The 18814-nt window shown below is 71.7% G+C and carries 16 protein-coding genes, 1 tRNA gene and 1 pseudogene; 11 read left to right on the top strand and 7 right to left on the bottom strand.

Annotation, left to right across the window (positions count from 1 at the left end; translation table 11 throughout):
- The first annotated feature begins 53 nt into the window (after nucleotides 1-53).
- From QM641_RS04470 to QM641_RS04460, 3 genes are read left to right on the top strand one after another with little or no spacing between them, the layout of a single operon-like run.
- Nucleotides 54-1373 carry an ABC transporter ATP-binding protein gene (locus tag QM641_RS04470; RefSeq protein WP_415113868.1) on the top strand — a complete coding sequence of 440 codons (1320 nt, stop codon included), beginning with the start codon at nucleotides 54-56 and terminating at the stop codon, nucleotides 1371-1373.
- The gene (locus QM641_RS04465; protein WP_415113866.1) at nucleotides 1349-2890 is read left to right on the top strand and encodes a hypothetical protein; all 1542 of its coding nucleotides are present in this window, start codon (nucleotides 1349-1351) and stop codon (nucleotides 2888-2890) included. The genes QM641_RS04470 and QM641_RS04465 overlap by 25 nt, the downstream gene beginning before the upstream one ends.
- A 40-nt stretch (nucleotides 2891-2930) precedes the next feature.
- Nucleotides 2931-3197: a DUF3039 domain-containing protein gene (locus QM641_RS04460; protein WP_415113864.1), complete on the top strand. Its 267-nt coding sequence runs from the start codon at nucleotides 2931-2933 to the stop codon at nucleotides 3195-3197.
- A 39-nt stretch (nucleotides 3198-3236) separates the two neighbouring features.
- On the opposite strand, the gene QM641_RS04455 is transcribed toward QM641_RS04460, so the two are convergent.
- Nucleotides 3237-4559, bottom strand: a complete 1323-nt coding sequence (locus QM641_RS04455; RefSeq protein ID WP_415113862.1) for a nicotinate phosphoribosyltransferase — start codon at nucleotides 4557-4559, stop codon at nucleotides 3237-3239.
- 61 nt (nucleotides 4560-4620) lie between these two features.
- On the opposite strand from QM641_RS04455, the gene murI reads away from it, so the two are divergent.
- Genes murI through QM641_RS04435 form a run of 4 tightly spaced genes read left to right on the top strand, consistent with a single transcriptional unit; the run spans nucleotide 4621 to nucleotide 7509 of the window.
- Nucleotides 4621-5454 (top strand): glutamate racemase, encoded by an 834-nt coding sequence (gene murI / locus QM641_RS04450; RefSeq protein WP_415113860.1) that lies wholly within the window; start codon nucleotides 4621-4623, stop codon nucleotides 5452-5454.
- Nucleotides 5451-6191, top strand: coding sequence for a ribonuclease PH (gene rph, locus QM641_RS04445; protein ID WP_415113858.1), 741 nt, complete (start codon nucleotides 5451-5453; stop codon nucleotides 6189-6191). Before murI ends, rph begins: the two co-directional genes overlap by 4 nt.
- A complete protein-coding gene (rdgB, locus tag QM641_RS04440) occupies nucleotides 6140-6799 on the top strand; it encodes an RdgB/HAM1 family non-canonical purine NTP pyrophosphatase (RefSeq protein ID WP_415113855.1) in 660 nt (219 codons plus the stop codon). Before rph ends, rdgB begins: the two co-directional genes overlap by 52 nt.
- Nucleotides 6800-6846: 47 nt before the next feature.
- On the top strand, nucleotides 6847-7509 hold the full coding sequence (locus tag QM641_RS04435) for a cation diffusion facilitator family transporter (RefSeq protein ID WP_415113853.1): 663 nt from the start codon (nucleotides 6847-6849) through the stop codon (nucleotides 7507-7509).
- Nucleotides 7510-7515: 6 nt separating this feature from the next.
- On the opposite strand, the gene QM641_RS04430 is transcribed toward QM641_RS04435, so the two are convergent.
- Nucleotides 7516-9942 carry an ATP-dependent DNA ligase gene (locus QM641_RS04430; RefSeq protein ID WP_415113851.1) on the bottom strand — a complete coding sequence of 809 codons (2427 nt, stop codon included), beginning with the start codon at nucleotides 9940-9942 and terminating at the stop codon, nucleotides 7516-7518.
- 157 nt (nucleotides 9943-10099) lie between these two features.
- On the opposite strand from QM641_RS04430, the gene QM641_RS04425 reads away from it, so the two are divergent.
- Entirely contained in the window at nucleotides 10100-10984 is an 885-nt protein-coding gene (locus tag QM641_RS04425) for a Ku protein (protein ID WP_415113849.1), read from the top strand.
- Between the two features lie 3 nt (nucleotides 10985-10987).
- Here QM641_RS04425 and QM641_RS04420 read toward each other — a convergent pair whose 3' ends face one another.
- A complete protein-coding gene (locus QM641_RS04420; protein ID WP_415113847.1) occupies nucleotides 10988-11698 on the bottom strand; it encodes a DedA family protein in 711 nt (236 codons plus the stop codon).
- Nucleotides 11699-11756: 58 nt separating this feature from the next.
- Nucleotides 11757-11838: transfer RNA gene (locus QM641_RS04415), tRNA-Leu, on the bottom strand.
- A 102-nt stretch (nucleotides 11839-11940) separates the two neighbouring features.
- On the opposite strand from QM641_RS04415, the gene QM641_RS04410 reads away from it, so the two are divergent.
- A complete protein-coding gene (locus tag QM641_RS04410) occupies nucleotides 11941-12312 on the top strand; it encodes a hypothetical protein (RefSeq protein ID WP_415113845.1) in 372 nt (123 codons plus the stop codon).
- Between the two features lie 136 nt (nucleotides 12313-12448).
- The gene (locus QM641_RS04405; protein ID WP_415113843.1) at nucleotides 12449-13117 is read left to right on the top strand and encodes an ATPase, T2SS/T4P/T4SS family; all 669 of its coding nucleotides are present in this window, start codon (nucleotides 12449-12451) and stop codon (nucleotides 13115-13117) included.
- A 48-nt stretch (nucleotides 13118-13165) separates the two neighbouring features.
- On the opposite strand, the gene QM641_RS04400 is transcribed toward QM641_RS04405, so the two are convergent.
- The gene (locus tag QM641_RS04400) at nucleotides 13166-14290 is read right to left on the bottom strand and encodes an FAD-dependent monooxygenase (protein ID WP_415113841.1); all 1125 of its coding nucleotides are present in this window, start codon (nucleotides 14288-14290) and stop codon (nucleotides 13166-13168) included.
- Between the two features lie 63 nt (nucleotides 14291-14353).
- Here QM641_RS04400 and QM641_RS04395 point away from each other — a divergent pair, with 63 nt between their 5' ends.
- Nucleotides 14354-14914 carry a PadR family transcriptional regulator gene (locus QM641_RS04395; RefSeq protein ID WP_415113839.1) on the top strand — a complete coding sequence of 187 codons (561 nt, stop codon included), beginning with the start codon at nucleotides 14354-14356 and terminating at the stop codon, nucleotides 14912-14914.
- Nucleotides 14915-15213: 299 nt separating this feature from the next.
- On the opposite strand, the gene QM641_RS04390 is transcribed toward QM641_RS04395, so the two are convergent.
- Nucleotides 15214-15585, bottom strand: coding sequence for a sulfate permease (locus tag QM641_RS04390; RefSeq protein WP_415113919.1), 372 nt, complete (start codon nucleotides 15583-15585; stop codon nucleotides 15214-15216).
- Between the two features lie 160 nt (nucleotides 15586-15745).
- Nucleotides 15746-18814: pseudogene (gene mobF / locus QM641_RS04385) on the bottom strand (MobF family relaxase); the annotation flags it as partial.

The following is an 18814-nucleotide window of genomic DNA, read 5'->3' as shown; positions in this document are numbered from 1 at the left end:
CCGCGTCTGGATTCGCCGTCAGGTGGTAGGGCGCACCTTGCTAGGTTGGTCGCGTGAGCGCAGCGAAGCCGCCCGACGCCGACGACCCGCAGGGTGTCGTCACGGTGCCGCCGCTGCCCTCGCTCTCGGCAGCGGATGCCGCGGCCTCCCGACCGGGTGCCGCCGCCGGCGCGCGACGCTCTCGGTCGCGGACGAGAGCGAGCGCGGCGGACGCGGTCGAGCCGCCCCCGCTGCCCGAGATCCCCGCCGCCGTCGTGGCGGCGCGCTTCGTCGCAGACGTGGAGGAGCCGTCGCCCTCACCGGCCGGCAAAGGGCTGGAGGCCCCGTCGCGCGACGGCGCGTCGCCCGATCGGCCACGGCGCCGCCGCCGTGTGCGGAGGGCGGTGCCCGAGGAGTCCGTCGCGCCAGCGGAGTCCGGTATCCCCGAGGAGGCCGACCCGCCCGCGGAGGTCGTCGCGCCAGCCGAGTCCGGCATCCCCGAGGAGGCCGACCCGCCCGCGGAGACCGCGGTTCCCGATCCGGCCGAGCACGAGGCCGCGGCCGCGCCGGACGACGTGATGGCCGTGCTGGCGGCATCCCGCGTCGAACAGGCAGCACCCGACGGCGTCGACGATGCGTGCGCGCTGCGCCTGCGCGGTGTCGCCAAGTCGTTCGGCGGTACGGCCGCCGTCGTCGACGTCGAGCTGGCGATCCCGGCCGGGACGATCTATGGCCTCGTCGGCCCGAACGGTGCAGGCAAGACCACGACACTCTCGATGATCGCGGGACTGCTGCGGCCGGATGCCGGCAGCATCGAGATCGCCGGCGTCGATCTCGCCGCCGAACCGGCCCGCGCGAAGGCGCTCATGGGCGTGCTGCCGGATCGGCTTCGCACCTTCGACCGGCTCACCGGGCGCCAGTTGCTTTACTACTACGCGTTGCTGCGCGGGGTGCCGGCGCCGGCTGTCGAAGCGCGGGTCACGGCGCTCACGCGCACCCTCGAGCTCTCCGAGGCGCTCGCGCGGCCGGTGATCGGCTACTCCGCCGGCATGACGAAGAAGATCATGCTCGCCGGCGCCCTGATCCATGCGCCGCGGCTGCTCGTGCTCGACGAGCCGTTCGAATCGGTCGATCCGCACTCCAGCACCGTGATCCTCGACCTGCTTGCGGGGTTCGTCGCTCACGGCGGCACCGTGGTGCTCTCCAGCCACGGTATGGAGCTCGTGGAGCGCACGTGCAGCGGGGTCGCGGTGATCGTCGCCGGGCGGATCCTCGCGCAGGGCACCGTCGAGGAGGTCCGCGGCGAGCGCACGCTGCAGCAGCGCATGGTGGAGCTGGCCGGCGCGAAGGGCGATCCGGAGGGACTGGAGTGGTTGCACACCTTCTCCGACTGAGGCTCTCGCTCCTGCTCGGCGGGTTCCGCGGCGACCGCAGGCGCGTGACCCGCGCCGTCGCGGCGCTGCTGGTCACAGCCGTCGTCGTGAGCGCCGCGTGCGTGGGGCTGCAACGCCTCGCGGCGGCCCCCGCCGGGGTCGCGACGGCCGCGGTCGTGCTCGGCGGCACGGCCGTGACGCTCGGCTTCGCCCTCGTCCCGGCCGTCTCCGGCGCCGAGGACCCCCTTGATCCGCGCCGGTTCGCGGTGCTGGCCGTCGCACCGCGGCGGCTCGCGGCCGGGCTGCTCCCGGCGAGCCTGGTGAGCGTGCCCGCGCTCGCCCTCGTCGCGGGCGGTGTCGCGGTGGCGCTTCTGCGGGTCTCGCACGGCGCGTCGCCCTGGCTCGCCGGCTCCGGGGCGGCACTCGGGGTCGTGACGTGCCTCCTGTGGGGGCGGGTCTCGGCGGCGTTCTCCTCGCTCGTCCTGCGCGAGCGCCGGTCTCGCGAGCTGACCGGGCTGCTCTGGGCCGCGCTGATCGTGTTCGCGGTGTCGGCAGCCCTGTTCCTGCTCCTGCCGGTCTGGCCGGGACGGCCACCGCAGCGGGTGACGGCGGTCATCGACGTGCTGGCGCTGACCCCCTTCGGCGCGGCGTGGTCCGTGCCGGACTCGGGCGCCGGTGCGCTTGTGGCGGCCCTCCTCGTGGTGGCCGCCCTCGTGCTCGCGTGGTTCCGGCTCGTCGACCTGCTCCTGACGACGGTGGAGCGCCCGGCATCCGCTCGTACCCGGCGCGGGCGGGGGTGGTTCGCCCTCACCCCGGCCACGCAGGGCGGCGCGATCGCCGCCCGGAGCCTCGTCGTCTGGTCCCACGACCCGCGCTATCTCGCGAACCTCGTCGTCGTACCGGTGGCGGCCGTCGTCGCCGTGGTCCCTCTGGTGGTCGTAGGGGTGCCGCTGTCGACGGCTGCGCTGCTGTGTGCGCCGATGCTGTGCCTGTTCCTCGGCTGGATACCGCACAACGACCTCGCCTACGATTCGACGGCGCTGTGGATACAGCTGGCCGGCGGCGTGCGCGGCACGGTCGATCGCTGGGGCCGGCTCGTGCCGCCGGCGCTGGTCGCGGTCGCGTTGCTGGGTGTGCTGGTGCCGATCACGAGCTGGCTGCATCGCGACGGCGCGATCGCGCCGGCGCTCGTGGGCGTCTCGCTGTGCCTGCTGCTGTGCGGCTTCGGGCTCTCGTCGGTGTCGTCGGTGTTGGCGCCCTACGCCGTCACCCCACCCGGCGAGAACCCCTTCCGGCAGCCCCAGCGCACCGGCGGGAGCTTCGCCGCCGCGGGCGTGCTGCTGGGGGCGCTGGTGCTGAGCGCACCGGTGGTGTGGTGGGGCTGGCTCAGCGTCGAGCGCCCCGGGCAGTTCGCATGGCTCACCCTGTCGCTGGGGCTCGGGATCGGCCTCCTCGTGTGCGGGGCAGGGATCGCCGTGGGCGGCCGGGTGTTCGATCGTCACGGGAGCCGCCTCATGGAGTTCGCCGAGTCGGCCTGAGACGGTCCTCGATGTCGGCGGCGCCGCTAGACTCGGCCACATGAGCACCCCACTCGACAGCCCGGATCAGGGGGGCCTGGCGACCCTCGACCGCGAACTCGAAGAGCTGCTGCGCGAGGAGCAGCTCGAGCCAGGAGATCATGAGCGGTTCTCGCACTACGTCAAGAAGGACAAGATCCTCGAGTCGGCGATCACCGGCAAACCCGTGCGCGCTCTGTGCGGCAAGAAGTGGACGCCGGGTCGCGACCCGGAGAAGTTCCCGGTGTGCCCGACCTGCAAAGAGATCTACGACCGCATGATGTGGTGACGCGCGGGCGGTGCGACCGCGCCGCCGACGGCGGTCGCGTCAGTCGACGTCGACGTAGACGGTCGGGATCGCAGGATCCGAACGGCTGAGGGCGAGCGCACGCACCGGAAGCTCCTCGCGCACGCGCAGATGATGGGCGCGCGCGGACGCCACACCGGCTGGTCGCTCGGCCGCGGCATCCGGTTCGCCGTGATCCACCAGCGTCACCTGCAGGGGTCGGGCATCGGGATGATCGGCGGCGCCCGGCACGCGCTCGAAGCCCTCCGCGACCGCGATGAGCTCGCTGGTCGCGACGCCATGGTCGAGGGTGCGGAACGCGGCCTTGCGCCCGCCCTTCGAGCCCTTGTCGGTGGACGCCTTCGCGACCGCGACCCACGAGCCGTCGCCGGCCTGCCGTGCGACGAGCTTGTAGACCATGCCGGCCGTCGGGGTTCCCGAGCCGGTCACGACCGACGTGCCGACCCCGTACGCGTCGACGGGGGATGCCGCGAGCGCTGCGATCGCGAACTCGTCGAGGTCGCTGGTGACCGTGATGCGGGTTCCCGTGGCCCCGAGCTCGTCCAGCTGCGCGCGCACCTGCGCGGCGACGGTGGGCAGGTCGCCGGAGTCGATGCGGACCCCGCCGAGGCCGGTCCCGGCGACGCGGATCGCGGTTGTGACGCCCTCGACGATGTCGTAGGTGTCCACGAGGAGCGTCGTGCCCACCCCGAGGGCGTCGACCTGGCTGCGGAACGCGTCCTCCTCGTTGTCGTGGAGCAGCGTCCACGCGTGCGCGGCGGTGCCCATCGTGGGGATGCCCCAGCTGCGGCCCGCCTCGAGGTTGCTCGTTGCCGCGAACCCGGTGATGTACGCCGCGCGCGCCGCGGCGACCGCGGACTCCTCCGCCGCGCGGCGCGACCCCATCTCGGCCAGCGGCCGGTCTCCCGCGGCGATCGCCATGCGCGCGGCGGCGGTCGCGATCGCCGAGTCGTGGTTGAGGACGCTCAAGGCGAGGGTCTCCAGCACCACGGCCTCGGCGAACGTGCCCTCGACAGTGAGGATCGGCGAGCCGGGGAAGTACAGCTCCCCCTCGCGGTAGCCCGTGATCGTGCCGCTGAAGCGGTAGCCCTCCAGGAAGGCCAGGGTCTCGGCATCCACCACCCGCTCGTCGCGCAGGAACCGCAGCTCGTCGTCGCCGAATCGGAAGTCGCGGATGAGGCTCAGCAGCCGCCCGGTGCCTGCGACGACGCCGAACCGCCGGCCGCCGGACAGGCGCCTGCCGAACAGCTCGAAGACGCAGTGGCGCTGCGCGGTGCCGTCGCGCAGCGCCGCATCGAGCATCGTGAGCTCATAGCGGTCGGTGAGCAGGGACGAGGCGGGCATGTCGTCACTCTAGCCGTCCGTGCCGCGTCGACCCGGCACGTCTGTCGTAGGCTGGGGCATCGTGAACCGCGCTCCCATCGGCATCTTCGACTCCGGGGTCGGGGGGCTCACCGTGGCCCGTGCGATCGGCGATCAGCTGCCGCGCGAGTCGCTCCTCTACGTCGGCGACACCGCGCACTCGCCCTACGGGCCCAAGCCCATCGCGGACGTCCGCCGCTACGCGCTCGAGGTGCTCGACACGCTCGTCGACCAGGGCGTCAAGATGCTCGTGATCGCGTGCAACACGGCCTCGGCCGCCATGCTGCGCGACGCGCGCGAACGCTACGACGTGCCGGTCGTCGAGGTCATCGGCCCTGCGGTGCGCACGGCGATGTCCACCACCCGCAACGGGCGGATCGGGGTGATCGGCACCGAGGGGACCATCGGGTCCGGCGCCTACCAGGACATGCTCGGCGTCAACGAGCGGCTCACCGTCTTCACGGCCGCCTGCCCGCGTTTCGTGGAGTACGTCGAGGCCGGCGTCACCGACTCGCCCGAGCTGCTCGAGGCCGCCGAGGCGTACCTCGCGCCGCTGCGCCACGCCGGCGTCGACACGCTCGTGCTCGGCTGCACGCACTACCCGTTCCTCAAGGGTGCGATCAGCTACGTCATGGGCCCCGAGGTCTCCCTCGTCTCCAGCGACACCGAGACCGCCAACGACGTCTACCGGCAGCTCGTGAGCCGGCGTCTGCTGGCCGACGCGGATGCCGTCGGCACGCGCGTCTACGAGGCCACCGGCTCCTCATCCGACGACTTCGTCCGGCTCGCGCAGCGCCTGCTCGGGCCGGAGGTGCGCGAGGTGCAGCTCGTGAACACCGGCGCGATCGACCTTCCCCTTCGAGAGGACCCACGATGACAGACCTCACCCGTGCCGACGGGCGCGCCCCCGACGAGCTCCGGCCGGTCACGATCGAACGGGGCTGGAGCGCGCACGCCGAGGGCTCCGCGCTGATCTCGTTCGGTGGCACGAAGGTGCTCTGCATGGCGTCGTTCACCGGCGGCGTGCCGCGCTGGCTCGCCGGCAAAGGCAAGGGCTGGGTCACCGCGGAGTACGCGATGCTGCCGCGCGCGACCAACTCTCGCAACGACCGCGAGGCGGTCAAGGGACGCATCGGCGGTCGCACGCACGAGATCTCACGCCTCATCGGGCGCGCGTTGCGGGCTGTCGTGGACACCAAGGCGCTCGGCGAGAACACGATCGTGATCGACTGCGACGTGCTGCAGGCCGACGGCGGCACGCGGACCGCGGCGATCACGGGCGCCTATGTCGCACTCGCCGACGCGATCGAGTGGGGACGGGGCAAGCGGTTCATCGGGCAGCGTGCGACGCCTCTCCTCGACTCGGTCGCCGCGGTCTCGGTCGGGATCGTCGACGGGGTGCCACTGCTCGATCTGGCCTACGTCGAGGACGTGCGCGCAGAGACCGATATGAACATCGTCGTCACCGGTCGCGGGCAGTTCGTCGAGGTGCAGGGCACCGCCGAGGGGGCTCCGTTCGACAAGAGCGAGCTCGACGCCCTGCTCGACCTCGGCGTCGCCGGATGTGCGTCGCTGCGCGAGCTGCAGTCCGCCGCGCTGGCGGGGGTGCGGTGAGCGGGTCGGGGGCGGGTCGCATCGTTCTCGCCACCCACAACGCGCACAAGGTCGAAGAGTTCCACGGCATCGTCGCGGCGACCAGGCCCGACCTGACGGTCGTCGGCTACGACGGCCCCGAGCCGGTCGAGGACGGCGTCACGTTCGCCGAGAACGCGCTCATCAAGGCGCGCGCCGCCGCCGCGCACACGGGGCTCCCGGCGCTGGCCGACGACTCCGGCATCTGCGTGGACGTCCTCGGCGGAGCGCCCGGCGTGTTCTCCGCGTACTGGGCCGGGCACGCGAAGGATGCCGTCGCCAACCGGTCGCTGCTGCTCGACCAGCTCTCCGATGTCGCCGACCCGCACCGCACGGCCCGGTTCGTCTCCACCATCGCGCTCGTGCTCCCCGGTGGTGCCGAGCACGTCGTGGAGGGCGTGTGGCCAGGACGTCTGGCGACGGCGCCCGCAGGCGCAGGCGGCTTCGGCTACGACCCGGTCTTCATCCCGGACGGGCAGGTCGCGGGAGCGGAGCGCACCGTGGCGCAGTGGTCCGTGACCGAGAAGAACGCGGCATCCCACCGCGCCCGTGCATTCGTCGCGCTCGCCCCGCTCCTGGCCGCACTGTAGCGTCTGGCGTCGCCGCCACCGGCCCCTGTGCCGCCTAGCATGAAGTCATGCACGATGACGCGCACAGCCTCGGCGACCCGAGCGACCGCCGGCTGCTCGCGATCGCGCTGAGCCTGACCGCCGCCGCCATCGTCGTGCCGGCGGTGGGGGCGGGCATGAGCGGATCCCTCGCGCTCCTCGCCGCCGCCGCGCTCCTGCTCGCCGAGGCCTCGGCGCCCGCCATAGCGCTGGTGTCCGGCATCGCCGCTTCCCGGCCCGTCGAGGAGCGCACCGCTGCGCGGCACCGGCGCGCGGAGGTGCACGCCACCCTGGGGAGCGCGGTCGTGCTCACCGGACTGTCGGTGTGGATCGCCGGCGAGGGCATCCGGCGACTGGGGGCTCCCGCGGAGCACCCGGTCGACGGCGGGCGCATGCTGCTCATCGCGGTCGTGGGCCTGGTCGCGACCGGCATCGCGAGGCGCCTTTCGACACCGCCGCGCCGCGGCAGCCGGACTGTGCGCGGCGCGCAACGGGAGGTCGTGGGTGACCTGTACGGCTTCGTGATCGTGATCGCCGCGGCCGTGCTGGTCTGGGCCACCGGGTGGGCACCGGCCGATGCGTTCGCCTCGCTCGTGCTCGCCGCGATGATCCTGCCTCGCGCGCTCGTCCTGCTGGCGCAGGGGTTCTCGGCGCTCGGCGAGCCCGCGCGCCGCCGCCGCGAACACGCCTAGAGCGTGTCAGTCCGGCGACGGCTCGACGTCGGCGGGCGACTTGTCCGGGCGCAGGCCCCGCCAGCGGGAATGACGCAGGATCCCGGCCGGGGTCAGCTCGCCGAACTCCACCTCTCCCACGAGCTCGGGTCGCACCCACAGCGCGTCCGAGGCGTCGGCATCCGGCACGCCCACGAACGGGTTCTCGTCGGTGCGCAGCGGCTGCAGCAGTGCGTCGAGCCGGCGCAGCGCGACGTCGCTGAAGCCCGTCCCGACGCGGCCCGCGTACCGCAGTCCATCGGCGCCGGGAATGCCCACCAGCAGCGACCCGATCGTGCCGGCGCGCCCACCCCTTCCCGGACGGATGCCGCCGATGACGACCTCCTGCGCGTGTGTGAGCTTGACCTTGAGCCAGTCCGCCGAGCGCGCGCCCGGCCGGTAGCGCGATGCGGGGTTCTTGACGACGATCCCCTCCAGCCCGAACCGGCGGCTCATCGCGAGGGCGTGGTCGACGTCGTCGAAGACCGGCGGCAGCTCGATGGCGGCGATCGTGTTCCGGGCGAGGAATTCGAGGATCTCGCGGCGCTGCGCGAGCGGGAGGGAGGCGGCATCCCGACCCGCTTGCGACACCACGTCGAACAGGTGGTAGCGCACAGGCGTGCGTGGCGCCTCGTGCGCGATCTCGCGCGGCTTCGTCAGATGCATGCGGTTCTGCAGGCGCGTGAAGCTCGGCAGGCCCTGCGCGTCGAGCGCCACGAGCTCGCCGTCGACGACGGCCGGCTCAGACCCGAACCCGGGGTCACCGGCGGTCAGCTCGGGGTAGCGCGCCGTGACGTCAGTGCCGCTGCGCGCGTACAGGCGAAGCGCCGAGCCGTCCCACACGCCGAGCGCGCGGATGCCGTCCCACTTGACCTCCGCCCACGCGCGTCCCCAGCGCGCTGCAGCCTCCCGGGCGAGCGCCGGGGTGGCGGCGGTCGCGAGCATGGGGCCGGGCGCGGCGCGAGTCGACGGCGCCGCGCGGGGCCGGACCGGGGTCCCCGGGCTCTCCGGGTCTGACGCCGCGGCGGGCGGGCCGCCCGTGGAGACCGTCCTCATGCGATGCAGCAGCCAGGTCGACTTCTCGCCCGCGCCGTCGGTGCGGATGAGGGCGAGCCGTGCGCGGCCCAGCGGCCCGCCCGCCCTCCCGGTCGCGGTCACGATGATCTCGTCGTCGCGCCACTTCTCCGGCTCGTACACGCCGGCATCCCAGATCGTCATGATCCCCGCGCCGTACTGGCCGCGCGGGATCTCGCCTTCGAACGTCGCGTACGACAGCGGGTGGTCCTCGGTCATGACCGCGAGGTGGTTGCGATCGGGCGAGTCCGGGATGCCGCGGGGAACCGCCCAGCTCACCAGCACCCCGCCGTGTTCCAGCCGCAGGTCCCAGTGCAGGCGGCTGGCGTGATGCTCCTGGATGACGAAGCGCGGCAGCTCCTCGGCGCGCGGCGGGGGAGCTGGTGCGGGGGAGTCGGGCATCGGCTCGGGGGTACGCCCGGCGGCGCGCTTGGCCAGGTAGGCGGCGAGGGGGCCGTGCGCGGCGGCATCCGGCCGCAGCGGCGCGAACAGGTCGCCGAGGGTCTCGGTCCGCTCCAGCATCTCGCCCAGCAGCAGGTGGCGCAGCGCCGGGTCGTCGAGCTCGTCCCACGTGCGGGGCGCGGCGACGGTGGGCTCGGGGCGTCCGCGCAGCGAGTACGGCGCGATCGTGGTCTTCGCGCCGTTGTTCTGGCTCCAGTCGAGGAACACCTTATCCGCCCGCAGCCGCTTGGCCATCTGACTGACGACGAGCTCCGGGTGGTCGGCCTCGATGAGCCGGGCGAGCTCGTGCGCGAACGCCGAGGCGTCGTCGCTCGTCTGGGTCCCGTCGAGGCGCGCGTAGAGGTGGATGCCCTTGCTGCCGCTGGTCACCGGCACGGGGTCCATGCCCATGCCCTGGAGGATCTCGCGCGCCCACCGCGCGACCTGGGCGCACTCGGCAAGCCCGGTGCCGGGCCCGGGGTCGAGGTCGAGGACGAGCCGGTCGGGGTTCGCGCGGTCGCCGCGCGGCGTGAAGCGCCACTGCGGCACGTGCAGCTCCAGGCTCGCGGCCTGGGCGAGGTAGACGAGGGTCGGCACATCATCGACCAGCGGGTAGTCCTTCGCCCCGCCGGCGTGGTCGATCGGGCGGCGCGGCACCCACGCCGGCGCCCCGGGCTCGAGGTCCTTCGCGAAGAACGGCGGACGCTCCACGCCCTCGGGCCACCGTATGCGGGTGACCGGGCGCCCGGCGGCGTGCGGGACCAGCAGCGGCGCGATGCGGGTGTAGTAGTCGATGACCTCGCCCTTGGTGGTGCCCGTCTCGGGGTAGAGGACCTTGTCGAGGTTGGTCAGGCGCAGCCGCCGACCGTCGACGCGCACCAGTTGCTCGCCCTCGGCCATGCCTCCATCCTGCCGTCCGGGCCGGTTCGTGTCCCGCTTACAGGGCGGATCGCCCGTTCCTGGCGTCCCGGGGCGCCACCGGCCCGATCGGCCCTGTAAGCGGGACGGATTTCGCCGAGACTGGTCGGCGCGGGTGTGACGGGTGTGTACTGGGGTGATGAGAGCGATCTGGAAAGGCGCCCTGACCTTCGGCCTCGTCAACGTCCCGGTGAAGGTCTATTCGGCCACCGAGGACCACGACGTGCCTCTGCACCAGGTGCACGGAGCCGACGGCGGCCGCATCCGCTACCGGCGTACGTGCGAGGTGTGCGGCGAGGTCGTGCCCTTCGCCGACATCGACAAGGCGTACGACGACGGGGAGCGCACGGTCGTGCTCACGGCCGACGACATCGCGGCCCTGCCGGCCGAGCGCAGCCGCGAGATCGAGGTCGTGGAGTTCGTCCCGAGCGACCAGATCGATCCGCTCACGCTCGACCGGGCCTACTACCTCGAGCCGGACTCCTCCTCGCCGAAGGCCTACGTCCTGCTGCGGCGCACGCTGGAGGAGACCGATCGCACCGCGATCGTGCGCTTCTCGCTGCGGCAGAAGACGCGGCTGGCGGCCCTGCGCGTGCGCGACGACGTGCTCGTGCTGCAGACGCTGCTATGGGCGGACGAGGTCCGCGAGGCGGCGTTCGCGGCCCTGGACGACCCGGTGCGGATCTCCGACAAGGAGCTGGAGCTGTCGGCGACCCTTGTGGAGAGCTTCTCCAGCGACTTCGACCCGTCGGAGTATGCCGACGAGTACCAGGAGGAGCTGCGCACCCTCATCGAGGCCAAGCTCGACAAGGGCGAGGCGGTCGACACCGCGGAGACCTTCGGTGCTCCGGAGGACGATGCCGCCGGCGGCGAGGTGATCGACCTCATGGCGGCGCTTCGGGCGAGCGTCGAGCGCAGCCGCGCGGCACGGGCGGCCGGCTCCGATGCGGATGGGCCGGACTCGGGATCGGCGAAGGACGAGCCCGCCGTCAAAAGTCCGAAGAAGGGTCGGAAGGCGTCGTGAGGGTCAGTCGATCTCGGTGATCGGGGCGACGGGGGCCTCACCGGCAGCCGCCTCGCGCTTGGCCTTCGCGCGCTCGCGGAAGTAGTGCCACACCGTCACAAGCGCGGTGCCGCCGACGGCGGCGAGGAGGATCAGGTCGATGTACTTCTGCACGAACCATGCCACCGGCGGAATATATCCGATGAGGTAGCCGAAGATCGTGAGTCCGAAGCCCCACAGGATCGCCCCGACCAGGTTGTACAACGTGTATTTGCCCTTGTGCATGTGCCCGACGCCGGCGGCCACCGGGGCGAAGGTGCGGACGATCGGCACGAATCGCGCCAGGATGATCGTCAACCCGCCGTAGCGCTCGAAGAACCTGTTGGTGCGCTCGACGTTCTTGCGGCTGAACAGCCCGGACTCGCGCCGTTCGAACACCGCGGGACCGCCCTTGTGGCCGAGGTAGAAGCCGACCTCACCGCCGAGGAACGCGGACAGGCCGATCAGGAGAGCGACCACCCAGACGTTGAGCCCGAAGACGCCGCCCGGGGCGTAGGCCTGCGGGTGGGAGAGGAGACCGGAGATCACCAGGAGCGTGTCTCCGGGCAGCAGGAACCCCACCAGGAGCCCGGTTTCGGCGAACACGATGAAGCACACCACGAGCAGCGCCCAGGGGCCGGCGGCACCGATGATGGTCTCCGGGTCGAGCCAGGGGATGAGAGCTAGCGAGTGCACAGGGGTCCCGTCGGTCGCGATTGGGTCGGCGGATGGGGATGCCGCGAAGCGGGCATCGTGCGGAAGGTGGGACTTGAACCCACACGCCGTGAGGCACAGGAACCTAAATCCTGCGTGTCTGCCAATTCCACCACTCCCGCGGGCCGCTTCAGTCTACCGAGGGCCCGCCGACCGCTCCCGGCTGCGTGGGCTCCGTCCCGGCGACTTGCCAGCTTCGTGGGCGTCGGGTCTAGCGTGGAGCGATGATCCCGGACAGCTGGATGCCGCATCGCCGCGCCGACGGGGAGACCGTCGGCTTCATCGTCTTCGACGGCGACCTCTTCGTGCCGCACGACCTGCTCGGCCGACCGCTCGCAGGTCCGGTGGAGTGGGACGAGGCCGAGGCCGCGGTGGAGGAGCGTGGGCTGTCGTGGCTGGCCGAGCCGCTCGTGCTGCAGCTGGAGCCGCCGCGGCGCGTGCGCGTCGTGGAGGTCTCGCCCGCGCGCGTCGTGGTCGTCGACGACGACTTCGGCGCCGCGCAGAACGTCGATGCGCGCGACCTCCAGCGGTGGGAGTTCGAGCTGCCGCTTCAGGTCGGCCTGCGTCCCCTCGATCCCCGGGTTCACTGGTCCTAGATGTACGCGCAGGGGTGCGGTCGGCGTACATCCAGGACAAGTGAACCGGGGGTGGGAGCGCGCTGACGGCGCTCGTCTTCGCCTGCCTGTGGATAACTTCTGAGCCGCCTCCGCCGTACCGGGCAGGATGCCTGACGTGAGCCTCGCGTACGCGTCCGACCCGGTGATGACGGCGACCGACCGCGTGGCGGCGCGCGTGCGCGAACGGCTGCGCGCGGAACAGGCCGACCCCGCGCGCGACCCCGACCGCGCGGCGCAGGTCGCGCGTGACGAGGTGCGCAGGCACAACGACTTCGCTCTGGCGCGTGGCCTTGAGCTCGTCGACGACGAGGCCGCGTGCGTGCGGGAGGTGATCGCGAGCGTCGCCGGCTACGGGCCGCTGCAGGCCTACCTCGACGATCCGACAGTCGAGGAGCTGTGGATCAACGCGCCCGACCGGATCTTCGTCGCCCGGCAGGGCCGGAGCGAACGGATCCCGCTGACGCTGACCGCTGCACAGGTGCGCGACCTCGTCGAGCGGATGCTGCACGCCACCGGCCGGCGGATCGACCTCAGCCAGCCGTTCGTCGACGCGTCGCTGCCGGACGGGAGCCGCCTGCACGTCGTGATCCCGGACATCACCCGCACCCACTGGGCCGTCAACGTCCGCCGCTTCCTCACCGCGTATCGCACGCTCGACGACCTCGTGCGCATCGGCGCGCTCGACGCGGAGGCGGCCGCACTCCTGCGCGACGCGATGGCCCAGGGCCGCAGCATCCTGGTGTCGGGCCCGACCCACGCCGGAAATACCACATGGAATCTCTGACACTAGCGATCGGCGACCGCTCTGTCGGCCAATCGGACTCTGACTCCGTCACTCGATGGTCCGGTCGAAGTCGATGCGGTGTTCGGTGGGATCGAAGGCCGGCACCCCCGCCTCGGGAGCCCGTCCGGCTTTCCGGTTGTTGGCGGCGGCGGCCATGGCTGCGATGGCTTCGACGCGGGGCCGGCGGATCTGCTCGTAGGCGGTGAAGGCATCGGCGATATCAGGAAGGTCGCGCAAGGCTCGGGCGAGCTCGATTGCGCTCTCCAGAGCGAGGGAGGCACCCTGGCCCGAGGTGGAGGACGGGGCGTGCACGGCGTCGCCGACCAGGACGACGCGGTCGCGATGCCAGTGCGGGACCGGGGGCATCCTGAGGGTGGGCCCGGTGCTGATGAGGTCATCGAGCGATGTGCGGGCGAGCAGCGTCGCAGCCGGGGCATCTCCGGCGTAGTCGGCGCGGAGCCGGGCGAGCCATTCGGCGGTGGGGATGGCGGCGATCTCTCTCGACGTGAGCGCTTCGCTCGCGAGTGCGGCGTACCAGCAGATACGGCCGTCCGGCAGTCGCCAGTAGCCGAGGAACCGCTGGCCGAAGGCGAAGTGCATGACCCCGGGTTCGGCGTGCACCCCGTCGGGGTCGGTCGCCGCGCCGAAGCCGAGCACGCCTTCGAATACCGGGGCCGGGGCATCCGGGTCGATGAGGGTCCGGATGGTCGAGTGGATCCCGTCGGCGCCGATGAGCAGGTCCGCCTCCCGGACGGAGCCGTCCGCGAGCCGGGCCGTGACCGCGTGCGCCGAGCTGGAGATGTCCGTCACGGCGGCGCCGTACCGGATCTCGGCACCGGTGGAGGCGGCGTGCTCGGACAGGATGCGAGCGAGCAGGTCCCGCGGCAGCACGTATCCGCCTCCCGGATGCCGGGCGAACACCTGGCCGGCCGCGTCGGCCATCTGGACCTCGGTGATGAGCTGGGCGGCATCCGTGACCGGGGTTTCGGCGCCCAGCGTCCGCAGCACGTCGAGGCCGTTGGCGGCAAGGGTGAGGATCGCGCCGACGCCGTCCGCGGGGCCCGGATGCGATTCGACGATCGTGGAACGGACTCCGATCCTTGCCAGGGCCAATGCGGCAGCGGGGCCGGCGATGCCGCCGCCGACGATGAGCGCAGTACGGAGCGATTGCATGGGTGACCTCGATTAGTTGAATTCAACCAGTTGAATTCAACTATGCGCAGATATGATGGCCGGATGCAAGCCGCGCATCTTCGCACTGCGCTCTCCGTCGTCGTTCTCGGGATGGTGAGCGAAGAGCAGCTGCACCCGTATGCGATGCGGAGGCGGATCGAGGAGCGCGCCTATGACCGGCTGCCCGGAGTGAAGGTGAGCTCGCTCTATGACGTCGTGCGCCGCCTCGCCGTCGAGGACCTCATCCGCGCGAATGAGCCCGCGCGTACCGGCAACCGTCCGGAGCGCACTACGTTCGCCATCACCCCGGCGGGCCTGGAGGCGCTGCTGAGCTGGATCGAGCACACGCTTGCCGACGATGCCGACCCGGACGGCCTTCCCGCCGCGCTGTCGTTTATGTACTCGCTCGGCCGCGACCGCGCTGTCACGGTGCTCCGGGCCCGCGAGCAGCGGATGACCGAGGCCATCGACGCCGACGAACGCGCACTGACCTGCGCGGTATCCGTCAACCCCATCTTCGTCTCAGAGCACCGATACCAGCTTGCCCGCCGGCGTGCCGAGCGCGACTGGCTTGCCGGCTTCCTCGCTGAGCTCGACAGCGGCACGCTGGACTGGCCGCAGTGAGTCCGGCCCCGAAGCGACGCGCCAACGGTCCGGGTGGCAAGTTGCGGCCGGCGGCCGCGCGGCGAATCTCGCCGGGCGCAGTCGGCGTGCCGTCATAGCCGGCGAGCGAAGGCCGGCAAACGCGTCACATCACGCGCAGGACTGAACCGCATGCTGTCAGGGATCACAAACTGGCAATACCACATGGAATCTCTGACGCACAGGGCATGACCGTTGCGAGAGCGAGTGGGTGACCTCGCCGGACATGACTGAGGGGGTGGGCGGCTACGCCGCCCACCCCCTCAGTCATGCTGTTGCGTCTACGCTCCGATGGCCTCGTAGCGAGCCGACTTCATGGCCTCGCTTTGTCGGCGCACGCGGCGTCGCTCGCCGGCCTCATGGATGCGGACGCGGAGTAGGAGGATGAGGCTGACCGGCCCCATGATGAGGAACTTGAGTGCGTTCCAGATGAACAGGATCACGAGCAGATTGAGCCAGCCAGGGCCTCCATCTGTGATGACGTTGGTGCAGATGCTCGCGGTGAGCAGGTACGGGACAGCCAGGAGCATCGCCGGGACGCCCCATTTGAGGCCGCGGCGTGTGCGGATCAGGTCGAGCAGGATGTTCGTCGGCATGTAGCGGCGAAGGAAGTAGCGGGTGTGGACGCTTGCCGCCCAGAGCAGTCGAAGCATGGTCGGGCCTCTCATCAGACGTGTCTCTCCGTCGAGGAGGCAGAACATGATGAGTGGCCCCGAAGGGACTGTCCCGAAGGACCCGCAGAGATTGGAACGCTGCCTCTGCTTCAAGGGTACGACTTGATGGCGACATTCGTAAGAGGTGCGCCGGCTGCGCCTACAGGGCCGGCCCGACCCGCTCTGGCCCGGTGCGACGGCTCGGTTCCTGTGACTGCCGTTCGGCGTCGGCAAGGCTCCGAGCTCGGTCGAGGGCCGCACGGGCTCGGGCGGCGTCAATCTTCTGTGCGTCGCCCTCGGCCGGTGCTCCGAGCGGCGAGGCATCGGTGACGTTGTAGCGATCGCGGTAGGCAGCGACCGTGTGCGCGGCCTGTCGCCAGGCAGCCGCGGTACGGGTCTGCTTCGGTTGAGCCCCAAGCGTCGTCGTCCAAGTCTGGCCCTGGGTGAGTGCGGCGTCGAGGAGCGCGGCGGCGCGGGCTTCGATGAGGTCGCGCCGCTCGGAGAGCGCCTGCCGGAGCTCGGCGCTCATGGTGCCGGTCGCTTCGGGGATCAGCCCGGCGATAAGTCGCGACGTCTTGCGGGCGCGCCCGGAGCCGGCGGGCCGCTGTGTGGCCTTGGCGACGCGGTAGTGGAGGACGGCGGCGATGTCGTCGGCGTCGGTGAACCCGCGTGCGGCGACGAGGCGCGGTAGCAGCAGGTCGATGTCGTGGTGGTTGGCCTCGGCCCGGCGCAGCTCGGCGGTCAGCGCACCGAACGCCGGGGAGCTGATCGCGGCCTCCGCCTCGTCCTCGGTGAGCCCGGAGGCTTGGACGAGGCTCGCCCAGCGGTCGTGCTGAGCAGCGGCGGCGATGGTCTCGTACTCGGCGGCGAGCTGGGCGATCGACCCCCAGGTGTCTTGTTCGGCGGTGATTGTCTCGTGGGCGGAGAGCTCGGCGCCGACGTGCTGGAGCACCCCGTACAGCACGGATCGGGCGGTGGCTTCGCTGTTGTCGCCGGGGTGCGGTCCCTCGTGCGAATCGTCGGGCTTGTCGACGGCGACGTATGCCAGGTTCGCGTCGCGGCCGCGAGTGAGGGCCACGTACAGGTTCTCCCTGGTCATGGCCGCGTCGACCAGGACGTGCGAGTGGTCGATGGTGATGCCCTGCGCTCGGTAGGAGGTGACGGCGTAGCCGAGGTCGAGGTGTTCGGCCACGTAGTCGGCCGGGAGGACGACCGACCCACCCCGCTTGCGGGTTGCCCGGCGGAGCGTGAGGGAGCCGTCGTCGCGGACCTCTGTGACTGTCCACCTGTCGCCGTTGCGGACCCAGCCGCGGCCGGCGCGCAGGCGCCGGTCGTTGTGCCGAGTGATGACCGAATCCCCCGGCTGCGGCTCTGGTGCCGTCGTGCAGTTCGACCTCGCGCAGCGCGTTCACTGTGCCGTCGAGGATCAGGTCAGTGCGGGCGCGCTGGTTCAGCGTGAGGACGGATTCGTTGGAGTCGGTGACCAGGACCGTCGCTCGTCCAGCGAGCCAGTCGGCCCGCCATGCGGCGTAGGCGGCGTCGATCATCGCCTCGGTGTCCCCGCTGGTAACCCGGCCGTGCTTCATGTAGGTGTCGATGACCTCGGTGCGGCCGTGGCGAAGGCCGAGGGAGGCGGTTTTCTCCCACGGGTTCGTGAAGCGGTGGATGTCGACCAGCTCGGGTGCGTCGCTCCGGTCGTGAACGAGGAGCGAGAACGCGCCGGAGGCGGTCGGGGACTGGAGCTGGCCGTAGTCTCCGACGAGCAGCACCTTCGCCCCGGCCTCGGCCGCGAGATTCGTGATGCGGTCGAGGGAGAGCGTTCCGGCCAGGGATGCCTCGTCCACGATGACGAGCTGCCCCGTGTGGAAGGTGGCGCCGGTGCGCTCGTGGACCTCCCACCACTTCGCCGTGTTCTCGGTCTGAATGCCGAGGTCGTCGGCCAAGACCTGCGCCGCGACTGCGGACGGCGCGAGCCCGACTACGCTTCCGGGGCCGTGCTCGTGCTCCCACGCCCGGCGCAGCGCCGACATGGCCGTCGTCTTGCCCGCCCCGGCGGGGCCGACCAGGACATCGACGATGCGGCCGGAGACGGCGATCTTCGCCAACGCTCCTGCTTGGTCGTCGCCAAGCGTGTGCCCCTTCCGGTCGGGCCGCGTTGCGATCCGCTCGACCACCGCGAGGGGGACGGTCGGGCCGGTCGTGGTGCGTGCGCGCTCGAGGAGGCGGTCTTCGGCGGCCAGCAGGACCTCGGAGGAGAACACGGTCGAGTGCTTCGGCCGGAACACCGAGGTTCCGTCTGGCCGCTGGAACACCGCCTGACTGGATGCGAGTTCGGGCGGGGTCAGCCGCAACGAGTCGGCCTCGGCCGCGTCCACGACCAGGCCGACGATCGTCTCCCGATCCTCGGTTGAGGCGAATCGGTAGCTCATCGTCTGCCGGGCCGCCTCGGCGGTCAGGTTCCACCGCCGCCAGGTGGAGCGCTTCTCGCCGACCGTCTCGATCACGGACTGCCCCAGGGATGCGATCACGTCCAAGGGGATGTCGTCGGCGCGCAGCAGCAGCGGCTCCTCTTTCGCCGCAACCCCGCGCGCCCAGGAGGTCGCGTCTGCTCCGAGGATGCGGCCGGCGCGTTGCCGCCAATCGGCGGTGAGGTCGGCGAGGGAGTGGACCTCCTTCTCCGGTCGCGTGGTGAGGGTGGCCTGGGCGCGGAGCTTCACGATCGTCGCCGGCGAGGGCCTGCGTCCGTGCTCGGTGACGTACTGCTCGATGAGGCGATCGGTCTCGGCGTCGATGTGCCGTGACCGGGTGGAGAACTCGGCCACCAGCTCCTCCGGCACCCCGGCGATCGCCCACGCCGGATTCCGGTCCCGTCCCATCTCGCGGGCCTCCCACTCCACGCCGAACATCCGGGTCAGGTGGTCGGCGAACACCGCCTCGTGCAGCTCCGACAAGGCGACCGTCGCCGCGTGCATCGGACGACCGTCGAGGGAGCGCCATTTGCCGTCGAGGACGGTCTGCACCTTGTTCGAGATGACGACATGCGTGTGCAAGTGCGGGTCACCCGCCCGAGAGTCGTAGTGGTCGTAGGCGGTGGCGATCAGCCCGTGAACGTCGACCTGTGCAACCGCGCCGTTGCGGCCGGTTGCGCCCGTGCGGGTGGCCGCAACCTCCCGTTCCATGAACGCAACCACCTCCGCAACCGCCGCATGATGCGCCTGCCCGATCAGGG

Source organism: Microbacterium sp., from assembly GCF_047605725.1.
In the GTDB taxonomy this organism is placed as follows: domain Bacteria; phylum Actinomycetota; class Actinomycetes; order Actinomycetales; family Microbacteriaceae; genus Microbacterium.
The sequence above is the reverse complement of the archived record's forward strand: the minus strand, read 5'-3'. Positions and strand labels throughout refer to the sequence as shown.